Source organism: Ruegeria sp. CDSB029 (genome assembly GCF_059611125.1).
The window spans coordinates 120,088-133,158 of sequence record NZ_JBXWOX010000012.1 but is presented as its reverse complement, the minus strand read 5'-3'; the positions used below and the strand labels follow the sequence as shown (position 1 = coordinate 133,158).

Genomic DNA, 13,071 nt, shown 5'->3' with positions numbered 1-13,071 from the left:
CCTTAACGGCTTCGATGAACCAGAAATCCTCCGTTGCTCAAACCCCAAATCTGTCCGGTAGGCGCTGACGTCAGACAGTCAGGGCGAAGCTTGATTTCTATCGAAGGCGAACTTTCGGATTCGATTGCGAGTTATATCGGCCAGGATTACGGCGTCGTGTATCGCGACATCGACTCTTCGCTTGTCAAAGCAAAGATTGACCCAAGCGTCGACAGCTATGCGTGTGTCGCCCGTGCGCATCGCTACCGGCTTGCCATGAATGAAACAACTTATCCCGCTGCAAGGGAATGTCTTGAGCGAGCTGTTTCCAGAGACGCGCGATACGCCGAAGCTTGGGCTATGCTCGCATACCTTCGCTTGGACGCCGCGCGGTACGGTTATGATGCGAATTTGGCGCCAGGGACAGGGATCGACTCGGCTTACGAGGCTGCTGCGAGAGCAATTTCTATCGACCTCTCAAGCGTTGAGGGTTACAAGGCGCTGGCACATATCGAGCAGATCCGGGGCAACTTAGACACCTCGATTTCTTACGCCCGTGAGGCAGTAAGGCTGAATCCCAATGCGCCGGACGCAGTCGGCCACCTAGCAACCCGATTGGGATACCTCGGCTACCTTGATGAGGCAGTTCCCCTCATGGAACAGGCCATCGAGCGCTCTGTTGAGCCGCTCCCATTTTACTACCATATTCTGGCTATCGGACACATGATGAACGAGGAGTGGGAGCAGATGTTCGATGCCGCTAGCAAATCAGTGGTCAACGGTTCCAGCGTGGGACACGGCCTTTTGGCAGTTGCGTATGGAGGGATGGGAAATCGCGAGGCAGCGGGTGTCCATTTGGAGCGCATGGCCGCAGGCTGGCCTATGCTGGCCAGCGACCCCGCCAAAGCGCTAAAGGCGCAACATATCGATCCGGGGATAAGCGCGGTATTTATTGAAGGTTTAGAGAGAGCTGGTTGGGCGCCCGTCGCCCAATAGCACAAGGCTGAGAATTCAATCAATGGATTACCCAATGGGCTTCTGTTGCCAAAAAATAGTGCAGACCGACTGCCTCCCATCGCAATACTATGCGAGCTGTTATGGCATTACACTGACCTGTTAAAAACTTGGGACCAGTGAAAATTCTCAGAATATTCAAAGGGTCTGCTTCGTATGGACTACAGTGAACTCACGACGAAGAGCCTCTAGTTGGAGGAGCAAGGGTGCCGACTAAGTTCGATGGAAGATTGCTCTCTTGGAGTACGGCGTTGGCAATATGTACAACAGCCGTACTCGTCATACTGCTTGGCGGTCAGGTCGTTGCGTTTGGTGGTATCGCGGCAGTCGGGGGTTATTCAGCTGGTTTTTTAGGGTCTGTCTTTTCTAGTCTTGTTTCTAACGCCAGAACGTTTGCGATGGTGCTGGTGAGCATACTGTTATGCACACTCTTCCCGCTTCAGTGGATCGCCTTTCTGTGTGGTTTTGTCTTGATTAGTTGGGCTGCTTTTGAAGGGTACAAGAACGGTGGTTTTGCGACAGTTCCTGCATTGAACGGATTGCTCTTGTACTTACTGATCCCACCCGACGAGCGTATTGCCGTTCATGTTTTGGTTTTTCTGGCCGCGGCAACAGTCGGTAGTTTGCTCAGCGCTTGGCTTAACTTGGCGGGTTCAGCAATACGATCTCCCATGACTTTCAAGGAAGCAATTTCTGTTTGGCTATTCTTAATTGTCGGCATGAGTCTAACGTCATTTCTCGCTCACGTAATCGGAAACCAAAAATCCTATTGGCTTTCGTTGTTGTTCGTATTCCGCGTCTTGGCTCCACTTCAAAAAGTGCCTGATGCTGCATTGCGGTTTGGTGTTGGCGTGGCGCTTGGGTCTTTGGCAGCCCTATGTTTGGAGTTCAGCGGCTTGTCTCATCAAGGCTTATTGATCCTTGGGTTTGCTTCCGCTGTCATAGGCGTGCACAGAATAGGTGGTAACACGTTATGGACCGCGATGTTCTTTACTATTGCCACACTGTTGGTGACGGCCCCAACGCTTGAGTTTGCGGTCTTCCGAATAGAAGCGGCAGCAATGGTAGTCTTCGTAGTCGGAGGGCTATCATTCCTGATCAGTTGGTGTTGGGAACTGATCGAAAGTCGTTCCGAAAACTAAAACCGCAAATCTTCCCCCTTTTTTGATACCCCCAACGTCTTCTTCGGAGAATGACCGCATGGCGGATGCGGGCAAATGGCCAAGAAGTCTTGTAGGTGCTCAAAGCTCTCCAGCGCGCCATATTCCAATCAGTTTTTTGATCTTAACCCTTGCTTTACTTCCGAGCCAGCGAAGCTTAGGCCCAGAATACTGAGAACATAGACTTCTGTTGCGACCTGTACGCAATACTTTGCAAAGTCAGCTTTCTGCGCATCGCAGACCTTCGCGAGAATCCCAGGTTCCTTAGGGAGGCCCTTTGCGGGATTGAGCAATGCAAAGGGCCATTACCGCAACGACTAAGCCATATACTAATTGAATTCGTCGCTAATGCAGACAAACGCACAGCGCAAAACTATGGGCGAACTACGCAAACTTATGGGGTGTGCGAAGTGCTATGCGCAAACCTACAAAATCCTAGAAATCCAGGTTCTCCACGCTCAGAGCATTTTGTTGGATAAACTCGCGGCGTGGTTCCACTACGTCTCCCATCAGCTTGGTGAACAGATCATCCGCTTCGACCATGTCGTCCACCCGCACCTGCAAAAGCGTACGTGCGTCCGGGTCCAGCGTCGTTTCCCAGAGCTGATCCGGGTTCATCTCACCCAGACCTTTGTAGCGCTGCAGCGACAGGCCCTTTTCACCTTCTTCCAGAATGGCGCGCAGCAGATCAAGCGGGCCGTGAATTGCCTGTGACCGGTCGCGACGGACCAGCGTTGCCGGGGTGTTGTAGATCTCTTGCAGACTTTGCGTGAAGCTGCCGGTCTTGCGCGCCTCACCCGAACGCAGCATCGGGCCGTCCAAGGTACGCACCTCTTCCACGCCGCGCAAAATACGAGCAAGACGAATTCCGTGATCCTGAGTGATCCGGCCCTGCCAGCCGCGTTCGTATTCCAGCGCAATCAGGTCCAGACGGGCGGCGACTTTGTCTGCCACGCCCTGCAAGTCCGCATCAACCGCGCCTGGCACAAAAGCACCTGCAACAGCGGCTTGTTCCAGGATGTGGCGTGGATAATGGGTTGGGAAGGCGTCCAAGACGCGCTTCAACTGACGCGCTTCGTCGACAATGCGCGTCAGATCCTGACCTAGAATCTCTTCGCCAGAACCGAGCTTCAGCACGGCCCCTTCGACACCTTGATTGACCAGGTATTCATCCATCGCCGCCTGATCCTTCAGGTACACTTCGGATTTTCCGCGCGCCACTTTGTAAAGCGGCGGTTGGGCGATGTAGAGATAACCGCCCTCAATCAGCTCAGGCATCTGCCGGTAGAAGAACGTCAACAGCAATGTCCGGATATGCGCGCCGTCGACGTCCGCATCGGTCATAATGACGATTTTATGATAGCGCAGTTTTTCGATATTGAACTCGTCTCGCCCGATCCCGGTGCCCAACGCCATGACGAGGTTGCCGATTTCCTGAGATGATAACATCCGGTCAAACCGTGCACGTTCGACGTTCAGGATTTTACCTTTGAGAGGCAAGATCGCCTGAGTTTGCCGATCGCGGCCCGTTTGCGCTGATCCGCCCGCGGAATCACCCTCAACCAGGAAGACTTCGGTTTTGGTCGGGTCCTTTTCCGAACAATCCTTGAGCTTGCCAGCCAGAAAATTCACATCCATCGCCGTTTTGCGGCGGGTCAGCTCGCGCGCCTTGCGGGCGGCTTCACGGGCCAGAGCAGCCTCGATAATTTTGCCAACGATAATCTTGGCCACGTTCGGATTTTCTTCGAACCATTCAGCCAGCTTTTCGTTCATCAGACCTTCGACTGCAGGGCGCACTTCGGATGACACCAGCTTGTCCTTGGTCTGCGACGAGAATTTAGGGTCGGGGACTTTGACCGACAGCACACAGGTCAGACCCTCGCGCGCATCGTCGCCGGTAAAGCTGACCTTTTCCTTTTTCGCGATCCCGCTGGTCTGGGCGTAATTGTTGATCGTCCGGGTCAACGCACCGCGGAAACCGGCAATATGGGTTCCGCCATCGCGTTGTGGGATGTTGTTGGTGAAGGGCAGGACTGTCTCGTGATAGCTGTCATTCCACCACATGGCGATTTCGACACCGATATCGTCGCGCTCACCCTTTATGTAGATCGGTTCGGGCATCGCGGAGGTCTTGGAGCGATCCAGGTACTTGACGAATTCCTTGACGCCGCCTTCGTAAAACAATTCGGTCTCCAACCGTTCTGCCGGGCGTTCATCAATCAGAATGATCCGCACGCCCGAGTTCAGGAAGGCCAGTTCGCGCAGACGCTTTTCCAGCGTCTCGAATGAATATTCCAGGTTTGAGAATGTATCCAACGACGCCAGAAATCGCACTTCGGTTCCGGTCCGATCACCGCATTCAGCGACAACTTTCAGATGCTCGACCGTCTCACCACCTTCGAACCGCGCAACGTGCTCCTTACCATTGCGCCAGACTCGCAATTCCAGCCAGTTGGACAGTGCGTTCACCACCGAAACGCCCACGCCGTGCAGACCGCCGGACACCTTGTAGGAATTGCTGTCGAACTTACCGCCGGCATGCAGCTGGGTCATGATCACTTCGGCTGCGGACACACCTTCTTCGGGGTGAATATCGACGGGAATTCCGCGGCCGTTATCGCTGACAGAGACACTGGAGTCGGCGTGAATTTTGACGGTTACATGGTCGGCGTGACCGGCCAAAGCTTCGTCAATTCCATTGTCCACGACCTCGTACACCATATGGTGCAGGCCCGAGCCATCGTCCGTATCCCCGATATACATGCCGGGGCGCTTTCGAACTGCCTCTAACCCTTTGAGAACTTTGATGGAATCTGCACCGTATTCCTGGGGTGCCTGTGCGTCTTCGGACATGCCGTCAGTACCTATATTATTTTGGTAACTTATACGTTTTCTGGGGGGGATTGTCACGCGCTACCCCAACATTTTGTGTCGGTCTTGCATGATTTAGTTTCTTTCGGCAGCTGACTGCCGAATCCCTACAAACGGTCGATATCGGCCGCTAAATCCGCAGCGATTTCATGGGCGTCGACATCACTTCGCTCGGCCGACAAACGCAGCCCCAAAAGGTCGGATTGATAACGCGTCGCCAGTCGGTTCGGATCGTGGTTTGGGGCAATATCCCCAGCCTCTTGCGCCTGACGGAACAGATCTGCAAAGCAAGCCTTCATCTCGGACATAAGAACACCCGCCCGACCCGCCAGCTCGTGATCCTTGGCCTGCAATTCGGCGTAGGTCTTGGCCAACATACAGGCCTTCGCGGGCGCTCCGCTTGCCTCGATAACCAAACGCGGCTGCGCCTTTAAAGCCTCGAGCGGACCTACCCGGTCAGCCAAGGCCCTCAACCGCGCGACACCCTCTTGCGCGTAGCGGTCCAACGCCAGCCCGTACAGCGCGTCCTTTGACCCAAATGCCGCGTAAAAACTGCCGGGCTTCAACTTCAACTCGCGCTCAAGGTCTTTCAGGGATGTGCCAGCCCAACCCTGACGCCAGAAGACATCTCTGGCCCGGGCAATCAGGTCATCACGGTCATATTCGGGTTTGCGAGGCATCACCTTCACCAATTCTTGAACGATTGCTCAAATATATACTTGAGTGATCACTCAAGAAAGACTATTTCTGCCTGAACGCGCCAGAAAAGGAGTTCCGACATGGCCAATTTCCCGTCACATGATCTCGAATCCGCCCCCGAAGGGTCCAAACCGCTGCTGGAAAAATCGCAAGCCGCTTTTGGCCGCCTGCCCGGCCTGCACAAAGTCATGGCCGAAAGCCCCCAGCATCTGGAAGGCTATCAGGTGCTGCATGGCCTGTTCATGCAGACCGATTTCGACAATGATGAGAAAACCGTCGTCTGGCAGACCATCAATGTGGAAAACGAATGCCACTATTGCGTGCCCGCTCATACCGGCATCGCCAAGATGATGAAGGTTTCGGACGAAATCACCGAAGCCCTGCGCAATGAAACCCCGCTACCTTCGGCCAAGCTTGAAGCACTGCGCACCTTCACCCTGCAAATGATGGAAACCCGCGGCAACCCGACCGAAGCACAGCTGCAGGCGTTCTTTGATGCGGGCTACTCGCACCGCGCAGTTTTGGATGTGGTTCTTGGTCTGGCGCAAAAAACCATGTCGAACTACGTGAACCACATGGCAAAAACCCCGGTCGATGAAGTCATGCGCGGCTTCCTGTGGGAACGTAAGGTTGGCGAGCCGGCCTAAGCGGACACGACCGAGCCCTCAAAGCCATCACTCACGATCAATGATTGGGCTCGGTCGCCCAGTTCCGCAAACAGCTCAGGCCCGGTGCCCGTCATCCAGGCCTGAGCGCCCAGCGCGCAAATCTCATCATACAGCGCCGCGCGCCGATCCGCGTCCAGATGCGCCGCCACCTCGTCCAACAACACGATCGGGGGTGCGCCGATCATACTCGCCAAGGCCCGTGCGTTCGACAGGATCAATGAGACCAACAAAGCCTTCTGCTCACCGGTCGAACAATCCTTGGCCGGAACGCCCTTGGCAGCGAACACCCCGTACACGTCCGACCGATGCGGCCCCACCAGTGTACGTCCAGCCGCCAGATCCCGGAACCGGCTTTCACTAAGTGCTTCGCGCAGATCCGCTTCCGTTTCCGGCATCGCACCTTCGGTCTGTACCAGCTCCAAGTCCGCCGATGGAAACGCGGTTTCCGCCTGATCCTGCGCCGCGCGCAGATGATCCAGCGCCAAAAGCCGCGCCGCGTGGATGCGGTGACCAGTCTCCGCCATCTGCCCTTCAAGTGCGGCATACCAATGCGAATCCCGCACCTGCTCTTTCAGCAGGCGATTCCGTTCGCGCATGGATTTTTCGTAAGTTAAAGACGCCTCAGCATGGGCTGGGTCGAAACTCAGCGCGATCCGGTCCAGAAAACGCCGACGTCCTTCGGCCCCCTCGATCCAAATCCGGTCCATTGACGGGATCAACCAGACAATCCGCGCCAGCTTGCCCAGATCAATCTGGTTGGACGCCTTGCCATCAATGCGAACCTGCCGCGCGACACCGCCCTCGGACCAGGTTTCTATCTCGTATTGTCGCCCCTGCGCCTGCAGCACCCCGGTTAGTTTCCAACCCAGCGCCTCGGGGCGTCGGGTCATCTCGGCCGCGCTGGCCCGCCGCATTCCGCGACCGGGGGAAAACAGGGACGCCGCTTCCAGGATGTTGGTCTTGCCCGCGCCGTTCGGCCCGTGAATCGCAACAGGCCGACCATCCAAAGATAGTCGCGCCAGCTTGTGGGACCGAAAATGCGAGACGGTAAGCTCGGTCAGGGCCAAACCCATGACCCCTCCCTTCATCTTTTCAAAAATACTCCCGCCGGAGGCATCGCACGTCCGTGCGATCAGACGCGCATCGGCATGACGACGTACACGGCGCTCTGGTCACCGCCCTCGCGCATCAGGGTCGGGTCGGCGGCTGAATTGAACAGGAAAACGGCGTTCTCACGATCCACCTGCGAAGCGATTTCCAGCAGGTATTTTGCGTTGAACCCGATCTCCAGGCGCTCATCACCATAAGCGACTGCCAGTTCTTCCTCGGCCGCGCCGCTGTCTGGCGCGTTGACCGACAGCACCAGCTTATCGGTATCCAGCTGCAGCTTTACGGCACGAGACCGTTCGGACGAAACTGTCGCAACCCGGTCCACAGCCTGTGCGAACTCGGCCGCGTCAACTTCCAGCTGGCGTGTATTGCCCTGCGGAATAACGCGTGTGTAATCCGGGAACGTGCCGTCGATCACTTTTGAGGTCAGCGTGATATCCGGGGTTGCAAATCGCACCTTCGTTTCGCTGACCGACACAGCGATATCCATCTCATCGTCGTCCAGAAGCTTGCGCAGTTCGCCCACGGTTTTGCGCGGTACGATCACACCGGGCATGTCTGCAGCGCCATCGGGCAGATCCGCATCGATGCGCGCCAGTCGGTGGCCATCGGTGGCCACACAGCGCAGCACCTTGCCGCCATCGGATCCGTCGGCCACATGCATATAAACGCCGTTCAGATAGTAACGCGTCTCTTCGGTCGAGATGGCAAATTTCGACTTATCGAACAACCGGCGCAGCAAGGCTGCCGAGGCCGTAAAGTTCGACTGGTATTCCGAGGACGCCATCACCGGGAAATCTTCCTTCGGCAGCGTCGCCAATGAGAAATTCGACCGGCCTGCTTCAACCGTCAGACGACCTGCGGCGCTGTCGGCGGTCAGTGTCACCAACGCGCCATCCGGAAGCTTGCGCACGATCTCATGCAAAGTCGTTGCGGCGACCGTTGTAGCCCCGGCTTTTTCGACCTGCGCAGGCGCCTTGTCGACAACTTCGATATCCAGATCGGTCGCCCGGAACATCGCCTGATCGCCTTCGGCTTCGATCAAAACGTTGGCAAGTATGGGAATGGTGTTGCGGCGTTCGACAACAGATTGGGCCTGGGAAACGGCCTTGAGAAGGGTGCCGCGTTCGATGCTGATCTTCATACCCTTAATTCCTCTGACTTGCGTGCCGAAATAGGCGGGACTGGCACGTTAGCGGTTCCGCCCTGAGGCACAAGGATTTTTTATGGATTTCTCGGTCGGATTGCCCAAAGCGTCAAGGGCCGCGTGGCCCAGCAGGCACAGTTCATTTCCATCCGTGGAAAATAGCGCACAAGAAAACGCCCCGGGCGTGAGGGTCCGGGGCGTTTCTAACGTGATATGGGTAGGAGCTCAGGCTTCCAGCGCGCGCCGCAGCATTTCCACATCTTCGGCAATCTGGCCGTCTGTGGTTTTCAGCTCTTCGATGCGTTTTACGCCGTGCATGACAGTCGTGTGGTCACGTCCTCCGAACCGGCGGCCGATTTCCGGCAGCGACCGGCTGGTCAGTCGCTTGCACAGATACATCGCAACCTGACGCGGGCGGGCATAAGACCGCAGGCGTTTAGGCCCAATGATGTCGGACAGGCGGATGTTGTAATAGTCTGACACTTTACGCTGAATCTCTTCGACAGTGATCTTGCGCTCGGATGCGCGCAGCACATCGGCCAGGCAGTCCTGCGTCAGCTCCATGTCGATCTCGCGCCCCACCAACGAGGCAAAAGCGAACAGACGGGTCAGAGCGCCTTCCAGCACGCGAACATTGGTTGAGATCCGGTGCGCCAGGAACTCCAGGACGCCATCGGCAATTGTCAGGTCGGGATATGTGCTGCTGTATTGCTGCACCTTGTTTTGCAGGATGCCCAGTCGCAGCTCATAGTCGGTTGGGTGCAAATCGACCACCAGACCACATTGCAGACGCGATTTCACCCGATCCTCAAGGTCTTTGATCTCACCCGGGGCGCGGTCGGCCGAGATAATGATCTGCTTGTTCTGGTCTACCAGCGCATTGAATGTGTGAAAAAACTCTTCCTGTGTCGAATCTTTGCCGGCGATAAACTGCACATCGTCCACCATCAACACGTCAACCGACCGGAACAGATGTTTGAAGTCCATCATCCGGCGTTCGCGCAAGGCCTGCACAAAGCGGTACATGAACTGTTCCGCCGACAAATAGAGCACGTTCAACTCGGGGTGCTTTGTTTTCAGCTCCCATGCAATAGCGTGCATCAGGTGCGTCTTACCCAGACCAACGCCACCGTAAAGAACCAGCGGGTTGAAGGTCACAGGACCACCTTCAGACACACGACGCGCCGCGGCATGGGCCAGTTCGTTGGGTTTGCCAACGACAAAACTGTCGAAGGTAAAGCGGGAATCCAGCGGCGCGGCCTGCAAGGACTCAAATGCCCCATTCGCGGCTTCCATCTGCGGCGCAACAGGTGCATCCCGCACAACTGTCGGCTCGGATTCGGCCTCTGCCTTAGGGCGCGCCGGTGAGTTGGCAGCGACGCGAAAGGTCAGTCGTTGAACCGTTTCCCCTGCGGTGTTCATCTCATACAATATGAGATCCGCAAAGTTCTGACTGACATAGTTGCCCATGAAATTTGTCGGCACGGAAAACACCGCTACACCGTCCTGCAGCTCTTGGAATTCAAGAGGTTCGATCCAGGTCGTGTAGTTGTTTTTTCCGATGGCCTTGAGCAACTTGTTACGTAGTAGTCCCCATTTCTCTTGTGTCATTAAGCGCCTCACGCATCCCATTCTTTATTGGCCTGTCGGCCTTATTGCTATTTTCCGGTTGCCCGGATTAAGCTTTCACACGCAAAAGGGTAACCAACGCCAAACCGCAGAAGTTTGGCGGGTGTGTTTTGGAAAGTCCGCACATCCCTATATTCCGGCGCTCCATACCCGGAACGCCCTGAAAACAGGGTTGCGCAACGCAATCTCATATTCGACAGGGCTTGGTTCCCTGGTGACCCAAGGACCGCAGCAGATTAGCAAACCAGTTGCCAACATTCGTTCCTGACCGTCCTGATGCCCGTCAGTTTGGTCGTTGGAACAGCCTGTCCCCCCAAGCGAGTGAATCGCTGTAACAGTGGTAGCAAGAGGCCAAGGCATCCGGCAACGAAACTCTGATATTGACTCGTATCTTTCGCCGAAAGAATCTCTCGGGTTTGTGAAGGCGCGGCTTTCCGGCAACAGCAAAAAAAAAGCGCCGCAGGACGCGGCGCATTTTCTATCATTTCACCTTGTTTGGTTGACCCAAGGTCAACCCAGATCTTAGCCCAGCGCTTTTACACGAGCCGACAGACGCGACATTTTACGCGACGCGGTGTTCTTGTGGAAAACGCCTTTTGTGACGCCGCGCATCAGTTCAGGCTGAGCTGCGCGCAGTGCTGCGGTTGCAGCGTCCTTGTCACCGGATGCGATCGCTTCTTCTACCTTACGCAGGAAGGTGCGGATGCGCGAACGACGTGCTTTGTTGATTGCGAAACGGCTCTCGTTCTGACGAGCGCGTTTTTTTGCTTGGGGCGAATTAGCCATGTGTGTCTCTGACCTTTGGTTCGGTACGTTGTCTAGGGTTGCGCGCCACGGAATATCCGCACCGGATCAGAAATCACGAGTGTGAGTCGGGCCAAGCGGGCCGCACGCGCATGTATAGCGGCGGTTACTACCCAAGTTGGCCGGGTTTGCCAAGCCGATTCTTTTGAAGCGGATAGCTGGTATGAAAAAGGCGGGCAAAGGCCCGCCGGTTTCGATTTGATCAGGGCACCGATTACTTGTCGCGGAATTGCGCGGCGCGTTTTTCCAGGAACGCGGCCATGCCTTCCTTCTGATCCTCGGTCGCGAACATCGAATGGAACACACGGCGTTCGAACAGCATGCCTTCGCTCAGCGGCAGCTCATAGCTGCGGTTTACCGATTCCTTGGCTGCCATTGCGGTCAACTGCGATTTTTCGGCGATCTTCTGGGCTGCGCCCATCGCCTCATCCATCAGTTTCTTGGCGGGAACAACACGACTGACAAGACCAGCGCGTTCGGCTTCTTCTGCGTCCATGAAACGGCCGGTCAGGTTCATGTCCATGGATTTGGACTTGCCGACAAACCGCGTCAGGCGCTGGCTGCCCCCAAGCCCGGCAATGACGCCAAGATTGATCTCGGGCTGGCCGAATTTGGCAGTGTCCGCTGCGATGATGAAATCGCACAGCATCGCCAGTTCGCACCCTCCGCCCAACGCATATCCGGCAACGGCTGCAATGATTGGCTTACGGATCGCGCACACGCGGTCGTTCAGAGCACCAAACAGGTTCGAGCTGTAGACATCGACAAAGCTCATCTCGGACATCTCCTTGATGTCCGCGCCTGCCGCGAACGCCTTGTCCGACCCGGTGATGACGATGCAGCGCACTTTGTCGTTGCTATCCGCATCTTCCAATGCGGTGCACAATTCTTGCGCCAGCTGTGAGTTCAGCGCATTCAGCGCATCGGGCCTGTCGAGCTTGATAAGGGCGACGTGGTCTTCGATTTCGACGATGATCGTCTCAAAAGCCATGAGATGAGAGTTTCCGGTTGTTCCGTTCAGGTACGATTCCTTACCACGCGAATTCGCTGGATCAAGCTATCTTTGGCATTGCGTACAATAGAAGGATGAGCGACCGGACTGGGTGATTCTCTTGATCGGGGTACCACAACCTTCGGTCCGGCAGGGTTCGCCCTCGCGCCCATAGACGTCAAAGCTGTGCTGAAAATATCCAAGTTCTCCATCGGCTTGGCGGAAATCGCGCAGGGAAGATCCACCTGCTTCGATGGCGTCCTGCAATACCTTCCGGATGATTGGAACAAGTGCAGCGACTCGGGTCGCAGAAATTTGACCGGCTTTGCGACGTGGCGACACACGACCGCGATAAAGCGCCTCGCAAACATAGATATTACCCAGTCCGGCAACGATTCCCTGATCCAAAAGTGCAGATTTGATCGGAGTGTTCTTTCCCCGAAACGCATCGATCAGATGTTGTTCGTGAAAATCATTACCCAAAGGTTCCGGCCCGAGGACAGACAGCAGCTTGTGATCGTCCGCAGTTGCTGTCTGCAACAGGTCCATCGCACCAAACCGGCGCGGATCGTTGAACGTGACACGTGCGCCATTGGCCATGTGAAAGACCACATGGTCATGTTTTTGGATCACCGGATGTTCATGCGCGAATTGCCCCCGCGGATAGCCAGATACGGTCATCCGGCCTGACATGCCCAAATGAATCAGCAGGGTTTCACCGCTGCTGAGATCGGCAAGAATGTATTTCGACCGTCGACGCAATCGCTGAACCGTCTGCCCCGTCAACCGCTCGGCCATCCGCTCAGGGAAAGGCCAGCGCAGATCAGGACGATTCACATCTGCCCGGTCGATCGCCACGCCTTCCATCGCTGGGCTCAGGCCGCGTCTTACTGTCTCGACCTCAGGCAATTCCGGCATTACACGGCTCCTATTCCAAAGGGCCGCATTGTGCCCCGGTTCCAGAGCCCTATAACAGAGGCGAAATTCGAAAAACGGCAA

Annotated in this window: 11 protein-coding genes; 3 read left to right on the top strand and 8 right to left on the bottom strand. The window is 56.0% G+C overall.

Annotated features, from left to right (window positions below; all coding sequences use genetic code 11):
* Positions 1-90 precede the first annotated feature (90 nt).
* Entirely contained in the window at positions 91-975 is an 885-nt protein-coding gene (locus AC2FI8_RS15345; RefSeq protein ID WP_496769689.1) for a hypothetical protein, read from the top strand.
* A 224-nt stretch (positions 976-1,199) separates the two neighbouring features.
* A complete protein-coding gene (locus AC2FI8_RS15340; protein ID WP_496752482.1) occupies positions 1,200-2,135 on the top strand; it encodes a hypothetical protein in 936 nt (311 codons plus the stop codon).
* Positions 2,136-2,588: 453 nt separating this feature from the next.
* On the opposite strand, the gene gyrB is transcribed toward AC2FI8_RS15340, so the two are convergent.
* Together gyrB and AC2FI8_RS15330 are read right to left on the bottom strand one after the other, a co-directional pair.
* Positions 2,589-5,006: a DNA topoisomerase (ATP-hydrolyzing) subunit B gene (gene gyrB / locus AC2FI8_RS15335; RefSeq protein ID WP_058272964.1), complete on the bottom strand. Its 2,418-nt coding sequence runs from the start codon at positions 5,004-5,006 to the stop codon at positions 2,589-2,591.
* A 125-nt stretch (positions 5,007-5,131) separates the two neighbouring features.
* Complete coding sequence (locus AC2FI8_RS15330; protein WP_496779969.1) at positions 5,132-5,704, bottom strand: TetR/AcrR family transcriptional regulator; 573 nt, start codon at positions 5,702-5,704, stop codon at positions 5,132-5,134.
* A 99-nt stretch (positions 5,705-5,803) separates the two neighbouring features.
* Here AC2FI8_RS15330 and AC2FI8_RS15325 point away from each other — a divergent pair, with 99 nt between their 5' ends.
* Entirely contained in the window at positions 5,804-6,370 is a 567-nt protein-coding gene (locus tag AC2FI8_RS15325; RefSeq protein WP_108861618.1) for a carboxymuconolactone decarboxylase family protein, read from the top strand.
* On the opposite strand, the gene recF is transcribed toward AC2FI8_RS15325, so the two are convergent.
* The 6 genes from recF to mutM all read right to left on the bottom strand — a co-directional run bounded on the left by recF (position 6,367) and on the right by mutM (position 12,990).
* Entirely contained in the window at positions 6,367-7,464 is a 1,098-nt protein-coding gene (gene recF, locus AC2FI8_RS15320) for a DNA replication/repair protein RecF (RefSeq protein WP_496779967.1), read from the bottom strand. The two genes, AC2FI8_RS15325 and recF, sit on opposite strands and share 4 nt — an antisense overlap.
* A gap of 59 nt (positions 7,465-7,523) precedes the next feature.
* A complete protein-coding gene (dnaN, locus tag AC2FI8_RS15315) occupies positions 7,524-8,645 on the bottom strand; it encodes a DNA polymerase III subunit beta (RefSeq protein WP_496769684.1) in 1,122 nt (373 codons plus the stop codon).
* 228 nt (positions 8,646-8,873) lie between these two features.
* Positions 8,874-10,259 carry a chromosomal replication initiator protein DnaA gene (gene dnaA / locus AC2FI8_RS15310; protein ID WP_496726659.1) on the bottom strand — a complete coding sequence of 462 codons (1,386 nt, stop codon included), beginning with the start codon at positions 10,257-10,259 and terminating at the stop codon, positions 8,874-8,876.
* 540 nt (positions 10,260-10,799) lie between these two features.
* The gene (rpsT, locus tag AC2FI8_RS15305; RefSeq protein WP_496726660.1) at positions 10,800-11,063 is read right to left on the bottom strand and encodes a 30S ribosomal protein S20; all 264 of its coding nucleotides are present in this window, start codon (positions 11,061-11,063) and stop codon (positions 10,800-10,802) included.
* Between the two features lie 232 nt (positions 11,064-11,295).
* Entirely contained in the window at positions 11,296-12,072 is a 777-nt protein-coding gene (gene acuK, locus AC2FI8_RS15300; RefSeq protein ID WP_496726661.1) for an acryloyl-CoA hydratase, read from the bottom strand.
* A gap of 66 nt (positions 12,073-12,138) precedes the next feature.
* Positions 12,139-12,990 (bottom strand): bifunctional DNA-formamidopyrimidine glycosylase/DNA-(apurinic or apyrimidinic site) lyase, encoded by an 852-nt coding sequence (gene mutM, locus AC2FI8_RS15295; protein ID WP_496779965.1) that lies wholly within the window; start codon positions 12,988-12,990, stop codon positions 12,139-12,141.
* Between the last annotated feature and the right edge of the window lie 81 nt (positions 12,991-13,071).

Excerpts from the sequence above, each read along its gene's own strand:
- AC2FI8_RS15330 (WP_496779969.1), bottom strand. The coding sequence starts at position 5,704 with ATGCCTCGCAAACCCGAATATGACCGTGATGACCTGATTGCCCGGGCC.
- recF (WP_496779967.1), bottom strand. The coding sequence starts at position 7,464 with ATGGGTTTGGCCCTGACCGAGCTTACCGTCTCGCATTTTCGGTCCCAC.
- dnaA (WP_496726659.1), bottom strand. The coding sequence starts at position 10,259 with ATGACACAAGAGAAATGGGGACTACTACGTAACAAGTTGCTCAAGGCC.
- AC2FI8_RS15325 (WP_108861618.1), top strand. The coding sequence starts at position 5,804 with ATGGCCAATTTCCCGTCACATGATCTCGAATCCGCCCCCGAAGGGTCC.
- acuK (WP_496726661.1), bottom strand. The coding sequence starts at position 12,072 with ATGGCTTTTGAGACGATCATCGTCGAAATCGAAGACCACGTCGCCCTT.
- gyrB (WP_058272964.1), bottom strand. The coding sequence starts at position 5,006 with ATGTCCGAAGACGCACAGGCACCCCAGGAATACGGTGCAGATTCCATC.
- mutM (WP_496779965.1), bottom strand. The coding sequence starts at position 12,990 with ATGCCGGAATTGCCTGAGGTCGAGACAGTAAGACGCGGCCTGAGCCCA.
- dnaN (WP_496769684.1), bottom strand. The coding sequence starts at position 8,645 with ATGAAGATCAGCATCGAACGCGGCACCCTTCTCAAGGCCGTTTCCCAG.
- rpsT (WP_496726660.1), bottom strand. The coding sequence starts at position 11,063 with ATGGCTAATTCGCCCCAAGCAAAAAAACGCGCTCGTCAGAACGAGAGC.